Source organism: Kitasatospora sp. P5_F3 (assembly GCF_054049135.1).
Genome location: NZ_JBFUMY010000017.1, coordinates 37,848 through 59,824, shown reverse-complemented (window position 1 = coordinate 59,824; position 21,977 = coordinate 37,848). Strand labels below are relative to the sequence as shown.

Annotated in this window: 14 protein-coding genes, 1 tRNA gene and 1 pseudogene; 4 read left to right on the top strand and 12 right to left on the bottom strand. The window is 73.0% G+C overall.

The window, feature by feature from the left end; translation table 11 throughout:
• From ACXJMZ_RS14040 to ACXJMZ_RS14010, 7 genes and pseudogenes are all read right to left on the bottom strand, one after another.
• The coding region (locus ACXJMZ_RS14040; RefSeq protein WP_457030354.1) for a Rho termination factor N-terminal domain-containing protein at nt 1-476 on the bottom strand (476 nt) is incomplete at its 3' end.
• Nucleotides 477-1,009: 533 nt separating this feature from the next.
• Complete coding sequence (gene thrB, locus ACXJMZ_RS14035) at nt 1,010-1,927, bottom strand: homoserine kinase (protein ID WP_457030353.1); 918 nt, start codon at nt 1,925-1,927, stop codon at nt 1,010-1,012.
• Between the two features lie 333 nt (nt 1,928-2,260).
• Nucleotides 2,261-3,346, bottom strand: a complete 1,086-nt coding sequence (gene thrC / locus ACXJMZ_RS14030; RefSeq protein WP_457030352.1) for a threonine synthase — start codon at nt 3,344-3,346, stop codon at nt 2,261-2,263.
• Nucleotides 3,347-3,354: 8 nt separating this feature from the next.
• Nucleotides 3,355-4,647, bottom strand: a complete 1,293-nt coding sequence (locus ACXJMZ_RS14025) for a homoserine dehydrogenase (RefSeq protein WP_057226887.1) — start codon at nt 4,645-4,647, stop codon at nt 3,355-3,357.
• Nucleotides 4,648-4,790: 143 nt separating this feature from the next.
• A pseudogene (lysA, locus tag ACXJMZ_RS14020) lies at nt 4,791-6,122 on the bottom strand (diaminopimelate decarboxylase); the annotation flags it as partial.
• A gap of 56 nt (nt 6,123-6,178) precedes the next feature.
• Entirely contained in the window at nt 6,179-7,834 is a 1,656-nt protein-coding gene (argS, locus tag ACXJMZ_RS14015) for an arginine--tRNA ligase (RefSeq protein ID WP_457030351.1), read from the bottom strand.
• Between the two features lie 103 nt (nt 7,835-7,937).
• Nucleotides 7,938-8,438, bottom strand: a complete 501-nt coding sequence (locus ACXJMZ_RS14010) for a response regulator (protein ID WP_457030350.1) — start codon at nt 8,436-8,438, stop codon at nt 7,938-7,940.
• A 149-nt stretch (nt 8,439-8,587) separates the two neighbouring features.
• Between ACXJMZ_RS14010 and ACXJMZ_RS14005 the strand changes: the two genes are divergently transcribed.
• A tRNA-Arg gene (locus tag ACXJMZ_RS14005) sits at nt 8,588-8,659 on the top strand.
• A gap of 121 nt (nt 8,660-8,780) precedes the next feature.
• Here ACXJMZ_RS14005 and ACXJMZ_RS14000 read toward each other — a convergent pair.
• Together ACXJMZ_RS14000 and ACXJMZ_RS13995 are read right to left on the bottom strand one after the other, a co-directional pair.
• Entirely contained in the window at nt 8,781-9,800 is a 1,020-nt protein-coding gene (locus ACXJMZ_RS14000) for a trypsin-like serine protease (protein ID WP_457030349.1), read from the bottom strand.
• A gap of 153 nt (nt 9,801-9,953) precedes the next feature.
• Nucleotides 9,954-10,646 (bottom strand): ABC transporter ATP-binding protein, encoded by a 693-nt coding sequence (locus ACXJMZ_RS13995; RefSeq protein WP_457030348.1) that lies wholly within the window; start codon nt 10,644-10,646, stop codon nt 9,954-9,956.
• A gap of 150 nt (nt 10,647-10,796) precedes the next feature.
• Between ACXJMZ_RS13995 and ACXJMZ_RS13990 the strand changes: the two genes are divergently transcribed.
• The 3 genes from ACXJMZ_RS13990 to ACXJMZ_RS13980 are packed head-to-tail and all read left to right on the top strand — an operon-like array spanning nt 10,797 to nt 17,676.
• Nucleotides 10,797-14,018, top strand: a complete 3,222-nt coding sequence (locus ACXJMZ_RS13990; protein WP_457030347.1) for an FtsX-like permease family protein — start codon at nt 10,797-10,799, stop codon at nt 14,016-14,018.
• Nucleotides 14,015-16,729, top strand: a complete 2,715-nt coding sequence (locus tag ACXJMZ_RS13985; RefSeq protein ID WP_457030346.1) for a hypothetical protein — start codon at nt 14,015-14,017, stop codon at nt 16,727-16,729. The genes ACXJMZ_RS13990 and ACXJMZ_RS13985 overlap by 4 nt, the downstream gene beginning before the upstream one ends.
• Nucleotides 16,726-17,676, top strand: a complete 951-nt coding sequence (locus tag ACXJMZ_RS13980; protein ID WP_457030345.1) for an ABC transporter ATP-binding protein — start codon at nt 16,726-16,728, stop codon at nt 17,674-17,676. Before ACXJMZ_RS13985 ends, ACXJMZ_RS13980 begins: the two co-directional genes overlap by 4 nt.
• On the opposite strand, the gene ACXJMZ_RS13975 is transcribed toward ACXJMZ_RS13980, so the two are convergent.
• The 3 genes from ACXJMZ_RS13975 to ACXJMZ_RS13965 form a co-directional block, all read right to left on the bottom strand.
• Nucleotides 17,677-18,576 (bottom strand): carbohydrate kinase family protein, encoded by a 900-nt coding sequence (locus ACXJMZ_RS13975; RefSeq protein ID WP_457030344.1) that lies wholly within the window; start codon nt 18,574-18,576, stop codon nt 17,677-17,679.
• A 74-nt stretch (nt 18,577-18,650) separates the two neighbouring features.
• On the bottom strand, nt 18,651-20,057 hold the full coding sequence (locus ACXJMZ_RS13970) for an MFS transporter (RefSeq protein WP_457030357.1): 1,407 nt from the start codon (nt 20,055-20,057) through the stop codon (nt 18,651-18,653).
• A 204-nt stretch (nt 20,058-20,261) separates the two neighbouring features.
• Nucleotides 20,262-21,977 (bottom strand): DUF885 domain-containing protein, encoded by a 1,716-nt coding sequence (locus ACXJMZ_RS13965; RefSeq protein ID WP_457030343.1) that lies wholly within the window; start codon nt 21,975-21,977, stop codon nt 20,262-20,264.

Below are 21,977 nucleotides of genomic sequence, written 5' to 3'. Positions count from 1 at the left end.
GCACGGGCCGGGGCGGCGGTCTCGGCGGCAGCCTGGACCGGGATCTCGATCTGGGCCTGCGGCTCGGCGGCCGGGGCGGCCGCAGCGGCGGCGGCCTTGGTCCGACGGGCCGCCCGCGGCGGAGCCGCTACATCGCCCAGGTCCTCGGCCACGGGGGCCTCGGCCGCAGGGGCCTCGGCGGCGGCCGGAGCCGCGGCCTTGGTGGCCCGCTTGGCGGGAGCGGCCGGGGCGGCGGCGCCGGCCAGCAGCGGGTCACCGCCGCTCTTCTCCTTGATGGCGTCAATCAGCTGGCTCTTGCGAAGGCGTCCGGTACCGCTGATCCCGAGGGTCGAGGCGAGCTTCTGCAGCTCGGCCAGGACCAGGCCGTCAAGGCCCGCGGCAGCGGTACGGCGGCGCTTGGCCGGAGCCGCCGGGGCGGCGGTGTCTGACGCGTCGGCGTCGGGGCGCGCGCCCATCAGATCGGTGGAGTCGCTCACTAAGGGTCCTTCCCTGGAGCGGACGTCGGCCTGTCTGGCTCGGCGACCGGTTGTGCTGTCCTGACCAACGCTTGACTGCGTCGGTCCGAGGCGGTGATCCCCCGAATGGCGCTGCCAGTCGGGGAAGAGCTGAGATGTGCACGGTGGTGCGGAGTGGCGCGGATCGGTCTCGTGCCGACCCCGCTGCCTGCGATACCCGGGCCCCCGTCGCGTGACGGTGGCCGGGCCCCATCCGGGCGTGCCTCTAGTTGAGAGGCCGCGGGAGGGAGTCAGGTGCCGTCACGGCTTCGGGAAACGGCCGCCTTTGCGCAGGCAGGCTGCGTACGCGCTGCGGAGGGCTCCCGGAGAATCGTGGTCCCGCTCGTCCACGGCCCCACTCGTGCGGACTGGCCGCAACAGCGGAGGCTCGGGATCGGGACGTGGCGCACCGAACCCCGGAGGGCACCTGGTGCAGCATTGAGGTTAACACTACCGACCCCCTGAGACATTCCCCGGCCCCGTTCTCGTCAATCGTGTCCGTGTGACCGTCTTGGTCAGCCGTCCAGCGGCAGCACCGAGGCGCCGGCGCCGTCGAGCCGGAGTCGGTGCGCGGCAAAGCCGTCACCTGCGAAGGTGAGCAGTTTCTCGGCGTTCGCCTCGTCCGCGAGGGCGAGCACGGTGGGGCCCGCGCCGGAGATGACGGCCGGGATGCCCTCGGCCCGCAGGGCGCCCACCAGACCGGCACTCTCGGGCATCGCGGAGGCCCGGTAGTCCTGGTGCAGCCGGTCCTCGGTGGCGGCCAGCAGCAGTTCCGGACGGTTCGTCAGGGCCTCGACCAGCAGGGCGGCCCGGCCGGCGTTGACGGCGGCGTCGGAGAGCGGGACGGTCTTCGGCAACAGGCCCCGGGCGGTCTCGGTGAGCACCTCGGTGGACGGGATGAAGACCACCGGGACGACCAGCTCGGACGGCTCGAGCCGGACCGCCTTGGCGGAGTCCTCGTCCGTCCAGGCGATGGTGAACCCGCCGCGCAGACAGGCGGCGACGTTGTCGGGGTGGCCCTCCAGCTCGGAGGCGAGGGCCAGCAAGGCGGCGTCGTCCAGCGCGCTCGGGCCGCCGATGGTGACGGCGCGGGCAGCGACGATGCCGGCGCAGATCGCGGCGGAGGAGGAGCCCAGGCCCCGGCCGTGCGGTATCCGGTTGGCGCAGACCACCTCCAGGCCGCGCGGCTGACCGCCGAGGCGGTCGAAGGCGGCCCGCATCGAACGGATCATCAGGTGCCGTTCGTCGCGCGGCAGAGTGGCCGCACCCTCACCGGCGATGTCCACCGAGAGACCGGAGTCGGCGACCCGGACCACCACGTCGTCGTACAGGCCCAGGGCGAGTCCGAAGGCGTCGAAGCCGGGGCCGAGGTTGGCACTGGTCGCGGGGACCCGGACCCGGACGGCGGCAGCACGGAACGCGGGACCAGCCATGGTGGTGGGACTCTCCTGGGAGGTGACGGCCCGGTTGGGGTCGGGCCTGCGGTGGTACGTGTGCGGGGTTTTCGCGACAGCTCCCCGGCGGGGCGGGCGCGGCGCACGGCGCGGCCCACTGCTGACCAGACTATCGAAGAGAGGTTCCACAGCGGTACACCCAGCACCCCTCCGATCTGCCGTGTTGCCGGATCTGGCCGGAAATTGCGCGAAAGCGGGCACCGATTCCGCCCGGAAGTCGGCGCGGTCGGCGACAAGTCGGGCAGAAATGAGTGCCCCGGCAAACACGGCGGGCCGACCCCCGAAAGAGTCGGCCCGCTTGTTGACAGCTCGTCAGTCCAGCAGCCCGAGCCGGCGGGCGGCCGCCTCCGGGTCGATCGGCACGATCTGCGGCTGCGGCGCACCGGCCACCGCCCAGTCCGGGTCCTTGAGGCCGTTGCCGGTCACGGTGCAGACGATCCGCTGGCCCGGGTCGACCAGGCCGGCCTCCGCCTTGGCCAGCAGGCCGGCCACCGAGGCGGCCGAGGCGGGCTCCACGAAGACACCCTCCTGCGCGGCCAGCAGGCGGTAGGCGGACAGGATCTGACGGTCCGTCACCTTGTCGATCAGGCCGCCCGACTCGTCCCGCGCGGCGAGCGCGTAGTCCCAGGAGGCCGGGTTGCCGATCCGGATCGCGGTGGCGATGGTCTGCGGGTTGAGCACCGGGGCGCCGTCCACGATCGGGGCCGAGCCGGACGCCTGGAAGCCCCACATCCGCGGGGTGCGGTCGGCCAGACCGTCCTTGGCGTACTCGGTGTAGCCCCTCCAGTAGGCGGTGATGTTGCCCGCGTTGCCGACCGGGAGGACGTGGATGTCGGGGGCGTCGCCGAGCATGTCGACGATCTCGAAGGCGGCGGTCTTCTGGCCCTCGATCCGGACCGGGTTCACCGAGTTGACCAGCGCCACCGGGTACTTCTCGGAGAGTTCACGCGCAAGGGTGAGGCAGTCGTCGAAGTTCCCGTCCACCTGGAGGATCTTCGCGCCGTGCACCAGCGCCTGGCCCATCTTGCCGAGCGCGATCTTGCCCTGCGGCACCAGCACGGCGCAGACCATGCCCGCGCGCACCGCGTACGCGGCGGCGGAGGCCGAGGTGTTGCCGGTGGAGGCGCAGATGACGGCCTGGGCGCCGTCCTCCTTGGCCTTGGAGATCGCCATCGTCATACCGCGGTCCTTGAAGGACCCGGTCGGGTTGGCGCCCTCGACCTTGAGGTAGACCTCACAGCCGGTGCGCTCGGAGAGCACCTGGGCGGGGACGAGCGGCGTGCCGCCCTCGAGCAGGGAGACCACGGGGGTGGCGGCGGAGACCGGCAGCCGGTCGCGGTACTCCTCGATGAGGCCGCGCCACTGGTGGGTACGACCGCTCTGGATGACGGCGTTCATGGTGCTTCCTACTCCCCTTCAACCCGCATGATGCTGGCCACGTCCCGCACGCTGTCCAGCGCACGGAGCTTGTCGACCGTCGCCGACAGGGCGGCGTCGGTGGCGCGGTGGGTGACCACGACGAGCGAGGCGTCGCCGTCGCGGCCCTGCTGGCGCACGGTGTCGATGGACACGCCGTGCTCGGCGAAGACGGAGGCCACCTGGGCCAGCACGCCCGCGCGGTCGTCCACGTCCAGGCTGACGTGGTACCGGGTGATCACCTGGTCCATCGGCTTGGCCGGGAGCTGGGTGTACACCGAGTCGCCGGGCCCGGTGGTGCCGTTGACCTTGTTGCGGCAGACCGCGACCAGGTCGCCGAGCACCGCGGAGGCGGTCGGCGCGCCACCGGCGCCGGGGCCGTAGAACATCAGCCGGCCGGCCGCCTCGGCCTCCACGAAGACCGCGTTGTACGCCTCGCGGACCGAGGCCAGCGGGTGGCTCAGCGGCAGCATCGCGGGGTGCACCCTGGCGGTGACCGACTCGCCGTCGGCCGCCCGCTCGCAGATCGCCAGCAGCTTGACCACGCAGCCCATCTCCTTGGCGGAGGCGATGTCGGCGGCGGTCACCTCGGTGATGCCCTCGCGGTAGACGTCCGCGGCGGTGACCTTGGTGTGGAAGGCGATCCCGGCCAGGATGGCGGCCTTGGCGGCGGCGTCGAAGCCCTCCACGTCGGCGGTCGGGTCGGCCTCGGCGTAGCCGAGCGCGGTGGCCTCCTCGAGCGCCTCGGAGTACCCGGCGCCGGTGGAGTCCATCTTGTCCATGATGAAGTTGGTGGTGCCGTTGACGATGCCGAGCACCCGGTTCACCTTGTCCCCGGCGAGCGACTCGCGGAGCGGGCGGAGCAGCGGGATGGCACCGGCGACGGCGGCCTCGTAGTACAGGTCCACGCCCGCCTTGGCGGCGGCGGCGTGCAGCTCGGCACCGTCCTTGGCCAGCAGCGCCTTGTTGGCGGAGACCACCGAGGCGCCGTTCGCGAAGGCGCTCAGGATGAGGTGTTTGGACGGCTCGATACCGCCGACGACCTCGATCACCACGTCGATGTCACCGCGGTTCACCAGCGCCTCGGCGTCGGTGGTGATCAGGTGCTCGGGGACTCCGGCGCGGGCCCGGCCGGCCCGGCGGACCGCGACGCCGACGAGCTCGACCGGAGCGCCGATCCGCGCGGCGAGGTCGGCGGCGTCCGTCGTCATGATGCGCGCCACCTCGGAGCCCACCACACCACAGCCCAGCAACGCCACCTTCAGCGGGCGCGTACGCATCATCCGACTCCGCTCTGCTTTCTCGGGTTTTCCGCGGGCTGATTGGTCAGCGGTATTCGCCGCCCGCAGGGTATTCGGTCTGTACCAGTCTCCGGGACCAGCCGCACGAATCTATGGCTGGTCCATCATCTGAGACGAGAATTTCCTCATCCGAGATCGAGGCGCAGGAGATCCTGCTCCGTCTCACGGCGGACGATCACCCGGGCCGCACCGTCCAGGACGGCGAGCACGGGAGGCTTGAGGGCGTGGTTGTAGTTGCTCGCCATCGAGCGGCAGTACGCGCCGGTGGCCGGGACCGCGATCAGGTCACCCGGCGTCAGGTCGGCGGGCAGGAAGGCGTCCCGGACCACGATGTCGCCGGACTCGCAGTGCTTGCCGACCACCCGGACCAGCATCGGCTCGGCCTCGCTGGTGCGCGAGACGAGGGCGACGGAGTACTCGGCGTCGTAGAGCGCGGTGCGGATGTTGTCCGACATACCGCCGTCGACGCTGACATAGGTGCGCAGGCCGTCGAGCGGCTTGATCGTACCGACCTCGTACAGCGTGAACGCGGTCGGGCCGACGATCGCCCGGCCGGGCTCGACGCTCAGGCGCGGTGCGTTCAGACTGGCTGCGGCGCACTCCCGGCGGACGATCTCGGCCAGCGAGGCGGCGATCTCGGCGGGCTCGCGCGGGTCGTCCTCGCTGGTGTACGCGATGCCCAGGCCGCCGCCGAGGTCGATCTCCGGCAGCTCGACCCCGTGCTCGTCCCTGACCTGCACCAGCAGCCCGACCACCCGGCGGGCGGCCACCTCGAAGCCTGCCGTGTCGAAGATCTGCGAGCCGATGTGCGAGTGGATGCCGCGCAGTTCGAGGCTCGGGTGCGCGAGGGTGCGGCGGACCGCCTCGGCCGCCCGGCCGCCGCTCAGCGACAGGCCGAACTTCTGGTCCTCGTGCGCGGTGGCGATGAACTCGTGGGTGTGCGCCTCGACGCCGACCGTCACCCGGATCAGCACCGGCTGCCGGACCCCCTGGGCGGCCGCGATCGCGGCCAGCCGGTCGATCTCCTGGTAGGAGTCGACCACGACGTGCCCGACGCCCGCCTTGACCGCCTGCTCCAGCTCGTCCGGCGACTTGTTGTTGCCGTGCAGCGCGATCCGCTCCCCCGGCATCCCGGCGGCCAGCGCGACGGCCAGCTCGCCCGCGCTGCACACGTCGAGGTTGAGCCCCTCCTCGTGCAGCCAGCGGACGATCGCCTTGGAGAGGAACGCCTTGCCCGCGTAGTAGACGTCCGCGCCTTCGCCGAAGGCGTCCCGCCAGGCCCGGGCCCGGGCCCGGAAGTCGGCCTCGTCCATCACGTACGCCGGGGTGCCGTACTCGGCGGCCAGCGTCTTGACGTCGATGCCGCCGACGGTGGCCACGCCGTCGGCGTCGCGGGCGACCGTACGGGACCAGACCTTGGGGTCGAGCGCGTTCAGGTCGCTCGGCGGGGCCAGGTAGCGGTGACGTGTCCTGACGGACCGTCACCGCCCCCGGGGCGCTTGGGGGTTGGCGACTACATCCGCTCGGGCGTGGATACGCCCAGCAGCGTGAGCCCGTTGGCGATGACCGTGCGCGTGGCGTCGGCCAGCCAGAGCCGGGCGTGCGTCAGGTCGGTGACCGGCTCGTCGCCCTTGGGCAGGATCTGGCAGTGGTCGTAGAACCGGTGGTAGTCGCCGGCCAGATCCTCCAGATAGCGGGCCACGTGGTGCGGCTCGCGGTGCTCGCCGGCCTTGGCCAGCACCCGGGGGAACTCGCCGAGCTGGCCGAGCAGGGTGGACTCCCACTCGGTGCTGAGCAGCTCCGGCTTGAAGTCGGCGGACTTGGTGATGCCCCGCTCGGCCGCCTTGCGCTGCACGCCGCACATCCGGGTGTGCGCGTACTGCACGTAAAAGACCGGGTTCTCGTTGGCCTGGCGGGTCAGCAGGTTGATGTCGAGCGTGATGGTGGAGTCGGTGGACGAGCGGGCCAGGGTGTACCGGGCTGCGTCCACGCCGATCCAGTCGATCACGTCGTCGATGGTGATGATGTTGCCGGCCCGCTTCGACATCCGGACCTCCTCACCATCCCGGACCATCTTGACGAACTGGCCGATCTTGACCTCGATGTTGCGGTCCATGTCGTCGCCCGCGCAGGCCGAGATGGCCTTCAGCCGGTTGACGTAGCCGTGGTGGTCCGCGCCGAGCATGTAGACCGAGACCTCGCTGCCCCGGTCCCGCTTGCTCAGGTAGTACGCGGCGTCGGCGGCGAAGTAGGTGGTCTCGCCGTCGGCCTTGACCAGCACCCGGTCCTTGTCGTCGCCGAAGTCGGTGGTGCGCAGCCAGATCGCACCCTCCTGGTCGAAGACGTGGCCCTGCTCGCGCAGCCGCCCGATCGCCTTCTCGACGGCGCCGGAGTCGTGCAGCGACTTCTCCGAGAACCAGACGTCGAAGTGGGTGCCGAACTCGTCCATCGAGCGCTTGATCTCGGCGACCATCAGCTTGAGGCCCTCGACCCGGAAGACCTCCAGCTGCTCGGCCTCGGGCAGGTCGAGCACGCCCGGGACGCCGGCCACCAGCGCCTTGGCGATGTCGACGATGTACTCGCCCACGTATCCGTCGGCGGGCGCGGGCCGGCCGTTCGCGGCGGCCTGCAGGGAGGCGGCGAACTTGCCGATCTGCACGCCGGCGTCGTTCAGGTAGTACTCGGTGGTGACCTCGGCGCCGGTGGCCCGGAGCACCCGGGCCAGCGAGTCACCGACGGCCGCCCAGCGGACGCCGCCGATGTGGATCGGTCCGGTCGGGTTGGCGGAGACGAACTCAAGGTTGATCTTCAGACCCTTGAGCGCCTCGTTCCGGCCGTACGCCGGGCCGGCCTCGACGATGGTGCGGGCCAGCTCACCCTGGGTGGCGGCGTCCAGCGTGATGTTCAGGAAGCCGGGGCCGGCGATGTCGACCTTGCTGACACCGGCGATCTCTCGCAGGCGGGCGGCCAGGCTCTCCGCGACGGCTCGCGGCGGCTTGCCGGCCGCCTTCGCGAGCTGGAGGGCCACGTTGGTGGCGTAGTCGCCGTGGTCCCTGTTCTTGGGCCGCTCGATCGTCACGTGCTCGGGCACGGCGACGGTCAGCTCGCCCGCCTCTACGGCGGCGCTCACTGCGGCCTGGACTGCCTGGGAAAGCTCTGCGGGTGTCACGGGCCCCAGCCTAGGCGAGAGGCGGTACACGGCCGCACCTGGTTTACCCGTTGAGACGGGCGTGCCGCGGCTTTCCGGTGTCGATGTTCGCTCTGGGCGAACGTCAGCCGCTCTCCCCCAGCTCCGAACCGAAGCCGCCACTGAACCCGCCGCCGAACCCCCCACCGAACCCGGAGCCGAACCCGCTGCCGAATCCGTAGGCGAAGCGCTGCCGCGGGGCGTCCCGTCCGCTCAGCAGCATCAGCCGCCGGACCAGCGCCACCAACTCCGCCGGGTCGAACGGCTTCCCGAGGTACCCGTCCACCCCGACCGACTCGCCCTGCCGCAGCTCGGCCGGCGCACACGCGCTCACGATCGCGATCGGTAGCCGCCTGGTCGCCGGGGCCGCCCGCAATCGGGCCGCCGTCCGCAGGCCGTCCAGCCTCGGCATCATCACGTCGAGTGTCACCACGTCAGGAGCCACCCGGCGGACCACCTCCAGGCACTCCGCGCCGTCGGCAGCCGTCACCACCTCGAAGCCCTCGAGCTCCAGGTTGACTCTGATCAGCTGGCGGATCACCTCGCTGTCGTCCACCACGAGGACCCGCCCGGGCGCTCCGGACACCTCACCGAGGGTAGCCGCGCTCCCGCCCACCCGTCCGGCCTTTCCCCACTTCCGTTCGCACCGGCCCGACCCACCCCCGAAACCCGTGCACGGACCACTCCCCCGGCCTGGTAATGTTCTCCACGTCGCCACCACGGGACACCATGCAGGCCCCCGTAGCTCAGGGGATAGAGCACCGCCCTCCGGAGGCGGGTGCGCAGGTTCGAATCCTGCCGGGGGCACTTCGCAAGAGGTGCTGAAGAGGCCCAAGTTGACCACTGGTCAGCTTGGGCCTTCGTCATGTCCGGGGTGCGGTCGAGGCGGGGCGGCCGAGGCGGTGCGGTCGCGTGCGGGGCCGGGTGGTCAGCCGGTGGTCACGTCCGTGAAGAGGGCGGCCAGGGTGTCGTCGAAGTGGGCGCCGTAGGAGATGTCCTCGGTGGCGCCGCCCTCCTCGAAGCCGCCGATCACGCCGATGACGCGGCCGGTGGCGGCTTCGATGAAGGGGCCACCGCTGGTGCCACCGGGGAAGTCGGGGCAGGCGATCCGGCGTTGGTGGGCCGACTGGGCGGTGGTGGCGTTGGTACAGACGATGGGGGCGTCGCTGCGGCTGGGGTAGCCGTACAGGCGGGCGGTGGTGGTGAGGGAGGTGTTGTAGGCGATCGGGTTGCCGCCGACGACCGCCTGGACGGTGCGGCCGGTGGTGTCGGGGGCGATCTCCAACAGGGCGTAGTCCTCGTCCGGGTCCTGGTCCTGCTGCCAGCCCTCGGTGGTGTGGACGGCGGTGACCTGCCAAGTCCCGTACGGGCGGGTCCCGTTGCGATAGCCGGGGGCGAAGGTGACACCGCTCGCGGTGGACAGGCAGTGCGCGGCGGTGAGGACGAAGGTGCCGCTCGGGCTGGCCACGACGCTCGCCGTGCAGAAGTGGTGGCCGTCGGAGAACAGGGCGCCGACCCGGGCGGATTCGGTGCTCACCGGGGCGGTGGCGGTGGTGCCGGGACCGGACGAGGGGGACGCCGACGGGGAAGGCGCGGGCAACGGGGTCGGGACGGAGGGCGCGGTGGCGGTGGCGGTCGGGGTCTTCCTGGTGGCGGACGGGGCGGCGGCCGACGCGGTGGCCGAGGGGGAGGCGACGGCGGTCGGGCCGGGTTCGTCCGGGGCGTCCACGGGCACCGGGGCAGCGGGTGGGGCGGTGACCGAGGGGGTCGGATCGGCCGTGGGGGCAGCGGCGACCACGCTCTCGGCCACCGGGGGGACGGCGGCGGGGACGGCAGTCGGCCCGGCCGTCTCGGCCGAGGCCGGAGCGGTGGGCCGGGCGGCGACCGGCGAGACGGCCACCAGGGCGGCGATCACGGTCACGATCGCGAGTCGGTGCGCGGTGGTCATGCAGGTGCTCCCAACGTCGCGGTCACCCCGTACGGTTCGGTACGACTATGGGCCGCCCAGCTGGAGATCGGGTGAGCTTTCGCTGGGAGTGCGGTGAGAGTTCCGGGGAGTTTGCCCGGCTGACGCCCCGTCGGACCGCCTGCCGACGGCGGGTCAGTCCGCCTCCACGATCCGACCGTCGTGCAGCGAGACCACCCGGTCGGCCTGGGCCATCAGGGTCGGGTCGTGGGTGGCGACCAGGGCGGTGACGCCCTGGGAGTGCACCACGGCGCGGAGCAGTTCCATCACGGCGAGGCCGGTCTCGGAGTCGAGCTGTCCGGTGGGTTCGTCGGCGATGATCAGCGCGGGGTCGTTGGCCAGCGCGCGGGCGATCGCGACCCGCTGCTGCTGGCCGCCGGAGAGTTCGGCGGGCCGCTGCTCGGCGTGGTCGGCCAGGCCGACCAGGGCGAGCAGGGTGCGGACCCGCTCCTCGCGTTCGGCGGCGGGGAGCTTGCGCAGCCGCATCGGGACGCCGACGTTCTCAGCGGCGGTGAGCACCGGCAGCAGGCCGAAGGACTGGAAGACGAAGCCGATCCGGTCCCGGCGCAGCGCGAGCCGGCCTGCCTCGTCGAGCGCGGAGAGGTCGTTGCCGTCCAGCGAGATCCGGCCACTGGTGGGGGCGTCCAGGCCGCCGACCAGGTTGAGCAGGGTGGTCTTGCCGGAGCCCGACCGGCCCTTGAGCGCGGTGAGTTCACCCCTCGCGGCGGTGAAGGAGACCCCGCGCAGCGCGTGCACCGTACGCGGTTCGGTACCGAAGCTGCGGCGAAGATCCTCGACCACGACCATCGGCGATTGAGTGTCCGTCATCAGTGCTGTCCCCCGTGGACGATCCGGTGTGAAGATGCTCGATTCTGCGCAGCTCGGACATGGTTCGCGCAAGGCCCTTCCACTTGCTGTTCGAATCTGACAGAGTCGTCCGCTATCCGGTACAGGGCGGCCGGAACGGGGGGAAGACACATGCTCGGCTTTGTCCTGCGTCGGCTGCGCGGTCGGCTGCCACTCGCAGCTGCGGTGCTGTTCACCGTACTGATCACCACGACCGTGCTGACCACGCTGGTGGCGTTCAACCGCACCGTCGCCGAGGCCGGTCTACGGCGAAATCTGGACGGCGGCTCCAGGGTCGGCGTGCTGCTGAGTGCCGACCACGCGCTGGACACCAGGGCCGTGGACGACGCCGGGGTCACCGCCTTCGGCGCGGAGCTCTTCGACGGGCTGCCGGTCACCGTGCAGAGTCTCGCCCGCAGCCGCTCGTACGGACTGCCGGGTGCGCCGGGCCCCAGCCGCGAGGTGGATCTGACCGTGCTGGCCGCACTGGACCGGAGCCGGCTGCGGTTGACGGCCGGTCAGTGGCCGGCCGCCGACGGAACCGTCCAGACCGCCGTCCCGCAGAGCACGCTCTCCCGGCTCGGCCTGACCGAAGCCGCACTGCCCGCCCAGGTCACCCTGTCCGACCGGTACGGCGGCGCCCCGCTCACCATCAGGGTCACCGGGGTCTACCAGGCCGCCGACCGCGATGCGCCCTACTGGCGGCTGGACCCGCTCGGTGGCCGCGAGATCCAGGTCATGGGCTTCACCACGTACGGGCCGATGCTGGTCGACGACGGTGTGTTCAGGTCCGGCCTGCTGACGCAGGGCAGCCGGGGCTCGCTGCTGACCGCCGACTTCACCACCGCCGACCCGGAACGGGTCGAGCAACTCAGGGCCAGGGCCGCCCAGTTGCCCGATCTGCTCAAGCAGCACCTCCCCGGCACCCAGGTGCAGACCGAACTGCCCGCCCTGCTGGCCGAGTTGCACTCGGCGACGCTGGTCACCAAGTCCACCCTGCTGATCGGGGCGCTCCAGCTGGCGGTACTGGCCGGGGCTGCCCTGCTGCTGGTGGTGCACCTGGTGTCGGAGCGTCAGGTCCGGGAGAACGCCCTGCTCACCGCGCGCGGCGCGACCCGGCGCAGGCTGGCGGCCTGGACGGCCGTCGAGGCGCTGCTGCTCGCGCTGCCCGCCGCCCTGCTCGCCCCGCTGCTGACCGGGCCGCTGCTGCGGCTGCTGACCAGCTACGGCCCGCTGACCGGGATGCCACTGGACCATGCCGACACCGCCGTCCGCTGGCCGGTGGCCGGGGCCTGCGCGCTGGTCTGTGTCGCGCTCACCGCGCTGCCCACCGTGCTCCGGGGCGACGGCGGCCGGGTGGTGTCCCGCCGGCAGGCCGTGGTCAGCACCGTCGCCCGCTCCGGCGCCGACCTGGCGCTGCTCGCCCTGGCCGTGGTCGCGTACCAGCAGCTCGGTGCCCGCACCGGCGGCCTCTCGGTGGACGCCGACGGGCAGTTGGGCATCGACCCGGTGCTGGTCGCGGCGCCCACCCTGGCACTCTGCGCCGGGACCCTGCTGGTGCTCCGGCTGCTCCCGTTCGCCGCCCGGCTCGGGGCCCGGCTGGCCGCCCGGGGCCGTGGCCTCGGCCCGGCGCTGGGCGGCTGGCAGCTGGCCCGCCGCCCGGGCCGGGCGAACGGCCCGGTGCTGCTGCTGGTGCTGGCGGTCGCCACCGGCGTGCTCGCCCTCGGCCAGCACGCCGCCTGGCGCGACTCGCAGCACGACCAGGCCGACTTCGCCACGGCGGGCGGTCTGCGGATCTGGGGCTCGGCGCTGCCCACGCTGGGCCAGGGCGGCCGGTACGCGGCCCTGCCCGGCGGCGACCGGCTGCTGCCGGTGGCCCGGATCGACCAGTCCCTGCCGGGCGACCTGCCGGGCCGGGTGCTGCTGACCGACACCGCCCGCGCGGCCGGCGAACTGGCCGTCAGGCCCGACCTGTTCGACGACCGGTCGGCCGGGGAGCTGTTCGCGCCGCTGTCCGAGCCGCAGCCGGCCGGGCTCCGGCTGCCCGGGAAGCCGGCCCGGATCGACCTGACCGTGGCGGTCCAGGTCGCCGACGCCCCCATCGGGGACTGGGCCAGGTACTTCCCCGGCGCAGCGCCGGAGCCGTTGCACTCGCCCGACCTCTGGCTCCAGCTGCGGGACGGCTTCGGGGTGTCCCACCGCGTCCTGGTTCCGCAGCTGCCGCCCCGGAGCGAGCTGACCGTCTCGGTGGACCTGGGCGCGCTGACCGCCGCACCGCTCGGCGCGGTCGCCGCGCCGCTGACCCTGACCGGCTTCGAGCTGACCCACCCCACCGGTCCGCGGGAGGGCGGCGGCGAGCTGACGGTCCGTCGCCTCGCCGTCTCCGACACCGCGACCGGACCTGCCACCGCCGTCCCGGTGCCCGTCGGCGCCTGGACCGCGACGGCCGAGGTCGGCCCCCCGGTGGACATGCGCAGCGGCGCCGCCGCGGACTCGGTGCTGGCCGTCGGTTACACGCAGTCCACCAGCCCCCGCAGCATGCTGCTCGCCCCCGGCAGCACCAAGTCGGGCCCGGACGTCAACGGCCTGGCCACCCGCGCCTACCTGACGGCCGTCGGCGCCAGGGTCGGCGACCTGATCAAGGTCCAGGTCGGCAACGCCAACCTGCCGGTCCGGATCACCGGCGCGGTCGAGGCGCTGCCGGTGTACGGCACCACCGCCCTGCTGCTCGACCTGCCCCGCACCGACCGGTGGCTGAGCGACCGGGGCTCCGACCTCCCGGCCGTCAACGAGTGGTGGCTGCCCGCCTCCGGCCCCGGCGACCGCACCCCGGCCGAGGCCGCCGCCGCCCTGCGGGCCGGACCGACCGCCCAGCAGCTGACGCTCCGTGAGGAGAACACCGCCGCCCGGGTCGGTGACCCGCTGAGCGCCGCCCCGCAGAGTGCGCTGGCCGCGCTGGCGCTGGCCGCCGCCGTGCTGGCCGCGATCGGCTTCACCGCCGCCTCGGCCGCCTCGGCGAGCGAGCGGGCCGGCGAGTCGGCCGTGCTGCTCGCGCTGGGCGCGTCCCGACGGCTGCTGAACCGGACCGCCGCCGCCGAGCAGGTGGTGCTGGTCGCGATCGGCACCGCGGTCGGGCTGTTGCTCGGAGCCGTACTGGTCCACCTGGTGGTGCCCCTGGTGGTGCTCACCCCGGCGGCCCGCCCGCCGGTTCCCGAGGTCCTGGTCGGGCTGCCGCTCGGTCAGGTGCTGGCCCTGGCGGCCGGGACCGCCGCCCTGCCGCTGCTGTCCGCCTTCCTGGTCGGCGGACGCCGCCGGGACGTGGCCGCCCGGCTCCGGTTCGTGGAGGAGAAATGAGCACCCCGGCCCCCTGGGTCCGTACTCGGCTGCGCACCGCGCCGCTGGCCGCCCTGCTCACCGCCACCCTGGCACTGGCCATGGTCTTCCTGGCGGCCGCACTCCCCCGGGCGCTGGACCGGGGTGCGAACGACGCGCTGCACAGCTTCCTGGGCGCGCACGGTCCGCTCACCACCAGCGTGCGGGTCACCTCGGGCCCGGCCTCGGGCGGCGGCGACCCGGCGAAGAACCTGGACACCACCCTGGCCGAACTCACCGGCGCCGTCGGCGCGGTGCTCCCGCTCGACCCGAGCGGTCCGGTGTACGGACGCCGCGGCAACAAGACGCGTGAGCTGCGGGATCCCGGGCTGGACCGCCCGGAGGGCCTCCCGCCCGAGCTCGCCCTGCTGTACCTGCACGGGGCACAGGACCACCTCCGGCTGACGGCCGGTCAGTGGCCGGGCGGCGCTACGGAGGGGGCGCCGGTCCAGATCGCGCTGGCGGCGGGCGCCGCCGAGACCATCGGCATCAAACTCGGCTCGGTGCTCGACGGCAGCGCCGTGGGGCTGGGCCCGCAGCAGGCCCAAGTGGCCGGCCTGTACACGGTCCAGGACCCGTCCGACGTGTTCTGGGCCGGGGAGGGGTGTGCCCTCAAGGCGTGCAAGAACCTGCGCTACATGGGCCCGTGGGAGCCACCGCAGGCGTACTGGTACACCATCGCGCTGACCGGCCCGGAGGCGTTGTCCCGGATGGCCGGCTGGGGCAACGGGGACGAGGACTTTTGGCGGCTGCCGGTGCAGGTGGACGCGCTGCGGGCGGTCAAGCTCCGGCAGAACTCCTTCGACCTCGCGGCGGTCACCGCAGGACCGATCGCCGCCCGGATGACCACCAGCACCAACCGGCCCGGCCTGCGGATCAGCACCGACCTGCGGCTCCTGATCGACACCGCCCGGAAGCGGCAGTCCGCGATCGACTCGCTCACCGCGATCGGCCCGGCCGGCGCCGCCGGTGTGGCCGCCGTGGTGCTCTGCCTCGCGGCGGCACTGACCGCCGAACGGCGGACGGCCGAGCTGCGGCTGCTCCGGGCCCGTGGTGCCAGGACCGGCGGGATCTGCCGGCGGCTGCTCGGCGAGGGGGCGCTGACCGTGCTCCCCGCCGCCGGGCTCGGCGCGCTGCTCGCCTTCACCCTGCTGCCCACCCCGCGCTGGCTGACCGCCACCGTCGCGGCGGGCTCGGTCACCCTGCTCGCCCTGCTGGCCTTCCCGGTCCGGACCGCCCTGCTGCTCCGCAACCCGGCCGGCCAGGCCCGGGCCGGACGCCGCCGCCTGATGGCCGAACTCGCCGTGCTGGCCGCCACGGTGGCGGCCGCCACCCAGGTCGCCCGACGCGGGGTGGCCCCGCTCGGCGAAGGGGTGGACCCCCTGCTGGTGGCCGCCCCACTGCTGCTCGCACTGACCGGCGCACTGCTGCTGGCCCGGCTCCAGCCCGCCCTGATCGGGCTGCTGGCCCGCTGGGCCAGGCCCCGGCCCGGCGCGATCGCCTTCCTCGGCCTGGCCAGGGCCGCCCGGGGCAGCGGCCCGCGCTCGCGGCCCTCGGTGCTGCCGCTGCTCGCCCTGGTGCTCGCGGTGACCTGCGGCGCGGTCGGCGCCACCGTACTGAGCTCGGTCGCCGCCAACCGGACCACGGTGGCCCGGCACACCATCGGCGCCGACGCCGTGGTCAGCGCCCAGCTGAACGGCTCGCTGCCGACGGGCTTCGTCACGGCGGCCGGCCAACTGCCCGGGGTGGAGACGGCACTGCCGGTCTGGACCGAGGACGACGTCACCATGTCGACCGGCAACGGCGGTTCGGTCCGGGTCAACGTGGTGCTGGCCGACCCGGTCGGGTACGCCAGGCTGGCCGAGGTCGCCGGGCGGGGCCGGTTCGACCCGGCCCTGCTCACCCCCGTACCGGGCCGGCCGCTGCCCGCTCTGATCAGCAGTGACCTGCCGGAGGGCGACTTCACCCTCCGGCTGGGCGGCGGCGAGGCGGTCCCGATCCGCACCGTCGGCATCGCCGACGGCACCCCGGCCCTGAGCGGGACGGCCGCCACCAACGTGGTGCTGCCGGTCGGTCCGGCTGCCGAACTGCTGCCCCGGCTCGGCGGCCCGGACAAGTGGCTGGCCGACGGGCACCTCGACGACGCCCGACTGCGCGCGCTGGCCGAGGAGTTCCTCGGGCCCCCGGCCGTCGGCACCCGGCCGGGCCACCTGGTGCGGACCAGTGCCGGGATGGTCGCGGAGCTCGGCAGCGACCCGCTGCAGAACTCGGCCGAGCGGCTGTTCTGGGTCACGGTCGGCGCCACGGCGCTGTTCGCACTGCTCTCCGTCCTGCTGACGCTGTTCCGGGCCGGGCCCGAGCGGGCCGCGATGCTGGCCCGCCTGCGCACCATGGGCCTGCGGCCCCGGCAGGGGCTGGCGCTGATCCTGGCCGAGGCACTGCCGCAGGCACTGTTCGCCGCCCTCGGCGGGGCACTGACGGCGCTCGGCTGCATCCTGCTGCTCGGCCCGGCCGTCGACCTCTCCCCCCTGGTCGGCGCCGAGGTCCCCTCCGGGCTTCGGCTCACCGCCGCACCGATCGTCGAACAGACCCTCGGGCTGGCGCTGTTGGCCGCCCTCGCGGTGCTGGCCGAGGCCGCCGTCACCGCCCGTCGGCAGATCACCACCGAGCTACGAGCGGGAGACACCCGATGAGCACTCCGCCCACGAGCCTGGCCGAGCTCCAGCGCAAGGCGCTGGCCGCCGCCGCACCGCAGAGCGTCCGGCCGGGCCTGGCGATCAGCTGCGAGCGGCTGGTCCGGATCTTCAACGCGGACGGGATCGAGGTCCAGGCGCTCCAGGGACTCGACCTGACGGTGGACCAGGGCGACCTGGTGGCCCTGGTCGGCGCCTCCGGCAGTGGCAAGTCCACCCTGCTGAACGTGCTGGCCGGTCTGGACACCCCGACCGCCGGCGCGGCCACCGTGGCGGGCTGCGACCTGCTGACGATGACCGCCAAGGACCGGCTGCGCTACCGCCGCGAGGTGGTCGGCTTCATCTGGCAGCAGACCGCGCGCAACCTGCTGCCGTTCCTGACGGCCGCTCAGAACGTCGCACTGCCGATGGAGCTGCGCTCGGGCCACCGGGCCGCCAAGCGGCAGCGGGCCCGGGTGGCCGAGCTCCTGGAGGCGCTGGACATCGGCGAGTTGGGCCACCGCCGCCCGGCCGAGCTCTCCGGCGGCCAGCAGCAGCGGGTGGCGATCGCGGTCGCGCTGGCCAACGAACCGGCGGTGCTGCTCGCCGACGAGCCCACCGGCGAGCTGGACTCGGAGACCGCCACCGGGATCTTCGAGGCCTTCCGTACCGTCAACCGTGAACTCGGCACCACCGTGGTGGTGGTCACCCACGACCCGATGGTGGCCGGTGAGGTGCGCCGTACGGTGGCGATCCGGGACGGCCGCACCAGTAGCGAGGTGCTCCGCCGCACCGTGACCGACGAGCACGGCCAGGAGACGGTCAGCGAGCGCGAGTACGTGATGCTGGACCGCACCGGCCGGGTCCAGCTGCCCGCCAAGTTCCTGGCCGCGCTGGGCATGCAGCACCGGGTGGCAGCCGACCTGGCGGCCGATCACATCGCGCTGCACCCGGACGACACCGACTGATCAGGCGAGCCCGGCGGCCAGCTGCTGGGGCGAGATGAAGTCGGTGTGGGTGCCCACCGACGTGCAGGCGTACGCTCCGGCCACCGCACCCGCCCGGGCGCAGTCCAGTGCGGGGCGCCCGGCGAACCAACTGTGCAGGAAGCCGGTCACGTACGCGTCGCCCGCACCGTTGCTGTCCACGATCGGGCGCCCGGGGTCGACCGTCGGCAGGTGGTGGACGGTGTCCGGCTGATCCCGCGTCAGCAGGTAGCTGCCGTTGGCGCCGTCGGTGGCGGAGACCAGGGTGGCCCGGCCCTCGGCGAGGATCTGCCGCATCACCTGCTCGTGCCGGCCCCGGCAGCCCGCCACCGACAGGAACACCAGGTCGGAGTTGACCGCATAGTGCCGGTGGTGCGGGTTGACGCCGTCCCAGTCGTGCAGGTCGGTGGAGCTGGTCAGGCCGAGCCGCCGGATGTCGGCGTACATGTCCCGGTTCACGCCGGTGATGGACAGGTGCACGTGGCGGCTGCGCTCCAGGTACGGCCGGTAGAACTCGGCGGGCAGCCGGAGTTCGGCCGGGTGGCGGCCGTCGTAGAACGAGAACCGGCGGCCCTGGGCGTCCACCAGGTTGACCGAGCGCGGGGTGCCGGCGGGCGAGCGCAGGTGACTGAACGGCAGCCCCCGGCGCCGGTACTCGGCCAGGATCAGCTCGGCCTGCGGGTCCTCGCCGAGGAAGTCCAGGAAGTGGGTGCGCAGCCCGAGCAGGTGCGCCCCGAGCGCCACGCCGTTGCCGGTGTGCGCCACGTAGTCGCGGATCGGTGGGACGGACTGGGAGTCGGCGTCCGGCAGTTCGAGGCGGTCCAGCCGGACGATGGTGTCCACGCCGGTGCCGCCGACCACCAGCAGGTCGTAGTCGGTCATGGGCCGGAGTCAACCAGGGCGCCAGGACATGGGCAATCCCTTGCGGCAAGATTCCGCAAGGGATTGCAGACCGCTCAGGCCAGCATCTCCGCCGTGGCCTCGGCGGACTCCGCCTCCCCCGGCTTCGGTTTGTGGTCGATCATCAGGAAGGTGATCAGCGCCGCCGTCAGCAGGATGCACATCGCCACCACGGTCGCCACCACGTAGCCGTGCACCGCGCCGGCCGACTGGACCCCCGGGGTGCCCGCGTTCCGGGTCGCCAGGTAGGCGGCCGTGGCGCTGGCCGCGATGGTGTTGAGCAGCGCGGTGCCGATCGAACCACCCACCTGCTGAGCGGTGTTGATGATGGCGGAGGCCGCGCCGGTCTCGTACGGTGCCACCCCGAGGGTGGCCAGGCTCATGGTCGGCATGAAGACCATGCCCATGCCGAAGCCGAGCAGCAGCTCACTGGGCAGCACCACGGTCGTGTAGGAGCTGTCGACCTTCATCTGGATCAGCCAGGCCATACCGGCGGCGGCCAGCAGCAGACCGGGCACCACCAGGTTCCGGGACGGTACTCGGGTCATCAGCCGGGCGGCGATACCGGTCGAGCTGCCGATGATCGCGGCGGTCATCGGCAGGAAGGCGACACCGGCCATCACCGGGGAGTAGCCCTTGACGGCCTGGAGGTAGTAGGTGAGGAAGAGGAACAGGCCGAACATCCCGATCATCGCCATGCCGACCGCGATCGCGGCGCCGCCCCGGTTCCGGTCGCCGACGATGTGCGGCGGCATCAGCGGGTGCGTGGTCCGGCGCTCGAACAGGGCGAAGGCCGTCAGCAGGGCGGCGCCGAGCAGCAGGCAGCCGATCACCAGCCAGTCGCCCCAGCCCCGGCTGGTCGCCTGCGAGGTGCCGAACACGATGGCGAGCAGGCCGCCGCAGCCGAGCACCGCGCCCGGCAGGTCGAGCTTGATCCGGTGGCCCTTCTCGATGTGGTCGCGCGCGAGCAGGTAGTACGCGCCGATCGCCGCACCGATGGCGATCGGGATGTTGACGAACAGGCACCAGCGCCAGTTCAGGTACTCGGTGAGCAGCCCACCGGAGATCAGCCCGATCGCGGCGCCGCCGCCCGCGATGGCGCCGAAGATGCCGAAGGCGGTGGACCGCTCCTTGGCATCGGTGAAGGTGTTGGAGAGCAGCGACAGAGCCGAGGGGGCGAGCAGCGCACCGAAGGCCCCCTGGAGCGCGCGGGCCGCGAACAGCATCCAGCCCTCGGTGGCGAACCCGCCGATGGCGGAGGCGACCGCGAAGCCGAGCAGCCCGACGGTGAAGGTGCGCTTGCGGCCGAACAGGTCGCCGATCCGGCCGCCGAGCAGCAGCAGGCCGCCGAAGGCCAGCGTGTAGGCGGTGATCACCCATTGCCGGTTGGCATCCGAGATCCCCAGTGCCTGCTGGGCGGAGGGGAGGGCGATGTTCACGATGGTCGCGTCCAGCACGATCATCAGCTGGGCGATGGCGATCACGGCCAGCGCCCACCAGCGCCGGGGATCCACCGTCTGGTCTGCGGGAGCGGGTTGCTGGGACACCGATTTGCCGCCTTCCGAGAGACTCCGGGAGAGCTGTTTGGGGCAACACTCTCTCCAGGAGATCCCTCGAAAGGGCGACAAGCAACAGGTTTTAAGGGTTTATGTCCAGATTTGGACAGATCAGAGCGCGGCCAGCACCTCGACCAGGTCGTCCAGTCCCAGCGATCCCTGGGACAGTGCCGCCATGTGCCAGGCCTTCTGGTCGAAGACCTCGCCCCTGGCCCCGGCCGCCGCCCGGGCCGCCGCCCGGCCGCGCAGCCAGGCCCGCTCGCCGAGCTTGTAGCCGATCGCCTGGCCGGGCAGCCCGAGGTAGCGGATCAGCTCGCTGTCCAGGAAGTCGGCCGAGAGCCCGCAGTACCGGCCGAAGAACTCCCGGGCGTCGTCCGGCAGCATCGGCTCGCCGGGCATGAACGGGGAGTCGGCCGGGAACTCCAGGCCGACGTGCATACCGATGTCCACGATCACCCGCAGCGCCCGCATCATCTGGGCGTTCAGGTAGCCGAGCCGCTGCCCGGGGTCGGTCAGGTAGCCCAGCTCGTCCATCAGGCGCTCGGCGTACAGCGCCCAGCCCTCCAGGTTGGCACTGACCCCGCCGAGGGTGACCTGGTAGGTGGAGAGCCGGTCCGCGACGTACGTCCACTGGGCCAGCTGGAGATGGTGACCGGGCACGCCCTCGTGGTACCAGGTGGAGACCAGGTCCCAGACCGGGAAGCTGTCCCGGCCGAGCACCGGCAGCCAGGTCCGGCCCGGGCGGGAGAAGTCCAGCGAAGGGGCGGTGTAGTACGGGGCCGCGGCGCTGCCACTCGGGGCGATCCTGGACTCCACCTGGAGCAGCGGGTCCGCCAGGTCGAAGTGCACGCCCTGGAGGTCGGAGATCGCGGTGTCCATCAGGTTCTGCAGGTAGGCGCGGACGTTCTCCTCGCCCTTGATCGCCGGGCCGTCGCTCTCCAGCCAGGCCATCGCCGCCATCGGCGTGCTGCCGGGGAGCACCTTCCCGGCCTCGGCCCGCATCTGCGCGTCCAGCTCGTGGAACTGCTCCCACGCCCAGCCGTACGCCTCGTCCAGGTCCAGGTCGGAGCCGGTCCAGTAGCGCACCCAGCGGGCGTACCGCTCCCGGCCCGTGGTGTCGGGCTGTCCGGCGGCCGCCGCACCGTAGACGTCCCGAAGCCAGTCCCGCAGCTCACCGAACGACTCGGCCGCCGTGACCGCGATCGCGGTCAGCTCCGCGCGCTGCTCCTGCGGCGCGCCCTGAACGAACTCACCGAACCAGCCCCCCGGCTGATCCCCGGTCAGCCACTCCTCGATCTGGCCGACCACCGTGACCACCTGGCGCGGGCCCGAGAGCAGTCCGCGCTCGATGCCCTCGGTGAGCAGCTCACGGTACTGGGCCACCGCGACCGGCAGCCGGCCCATCCGGCGGCCGATCAGGGCCCAGTGCTCCGGCGTCTCGGTGGGCACGATGGTGAAGACCTCGCGCACTCCGTGCAGCGGCGACCCCAGGTTGCGGACCGCCCGGAAGTTCTCGCCCGCGTCGTGCACGGCGAGTTCGGCGGTCAGACGCTCGCGGAGCAGCCGGGCGCAGCGCAGCTCGGCGTCGTCCGCCGCGGCCCCGGCCGACTCGGCCGCGTCCAGCTCGGCCAGAGTGCGGCGGGCCAGCTCGGCCACCGCCTCAATGCCGGTCGGCGAGAGGTCGGGCAGTCGGTCGTCGTCGTCCGGACCGAGGCCCAGGTAGACCGCGGTCACCGGGTCGAGAGCGGCCAGCGCGTGGACGTAAGCATCGGCGATACGGCGGGGGGTGGTGCCGTCGGCAGGGGAGTTGATCAGTGCTTCAACCAT

Bases quoted from the DNA above. Each gene is read 5' to 3' on its own strand.
- ACXJMZ_RS14000 (WP_457030349.1), bottom strand. From the start codon at position 9,800: ATGACCACCGCGCACCGACTCGCGATCGTGACCGTGATCGCCGCCCTG.
- ACXJMZ_RS14025 (WP_057226887.1), bottom strand. From the start codon at position 4,647: ATGATGCGTACGCGCCCGCTGAAGGTGGCGTTGCTGGGCTGTGGTGTG.
- ACXJMZ_RS13985 (WP_457030346.1), top strand. From the start codon at position 14,015: ATGAGCACCCCGGCCCCCTGGGTCCGTACTCGGCTGCGCACCGCGCCG.
- ACXJMZ_RS13995 (WP_457030348.1), bottom strand. From the start codon at position 10,646: ATGACGGACACTCAATCGCCGATGGTCGTGGTCGAGGATCTTCGCCGC.
- ACXJMZ_RS13990 (WP_457030347.1), top strand. From the start codon at position 10,797: ATGCTCGGCTTTGTCCTGCGTCGGCTGCGCGGTCGGCTGCCACTCGCA.
- thrC (WP_457030352.1), bottom strand. From the start codon at position 3,346: ATGAACGCCGTCATCCAGAGCGGTCGTACCCACCAGTGGCGCGGCCTC.
- thrB (WP_457030353.1), bottom strand. From the start codon at position 1,927: ATGGCTGGTCCCGCGTTCCGTGCTGCCGCCGTCCGGGTCCGGGTCCCC.
- ACXJMZ_RS13975 (WP_457030344.1), bottom strand. From the start codon at position 18,576: ATGACCGACTACGACCTGCTGGTGGTCGGCGGCACCGGCGTGGACACC.
- ACXJMZ_RS13970 (WP_457030357.1), bottom strand. From the start codon at position 20,057: ATGATCGTGCTGGACGCGACCATCGTGAACATCGCCCTCCCCTCCGCC.
- ACXJMZ_RS13965 (WP_457030343.1), bottom strand. From the start codon at position 21,977: ATGGTTGAAGCACTGATCAACTCCCCTGCCGACGGCACCACCCCCCGC.
- ACXJMZ_RS13980 (WP_457030345.1), top strand. From the start codon at position 16,726: ATGAGCACTCCGCCCACGAGCCTGGCCGAGCTCCAGCGCAAGGCGCTG.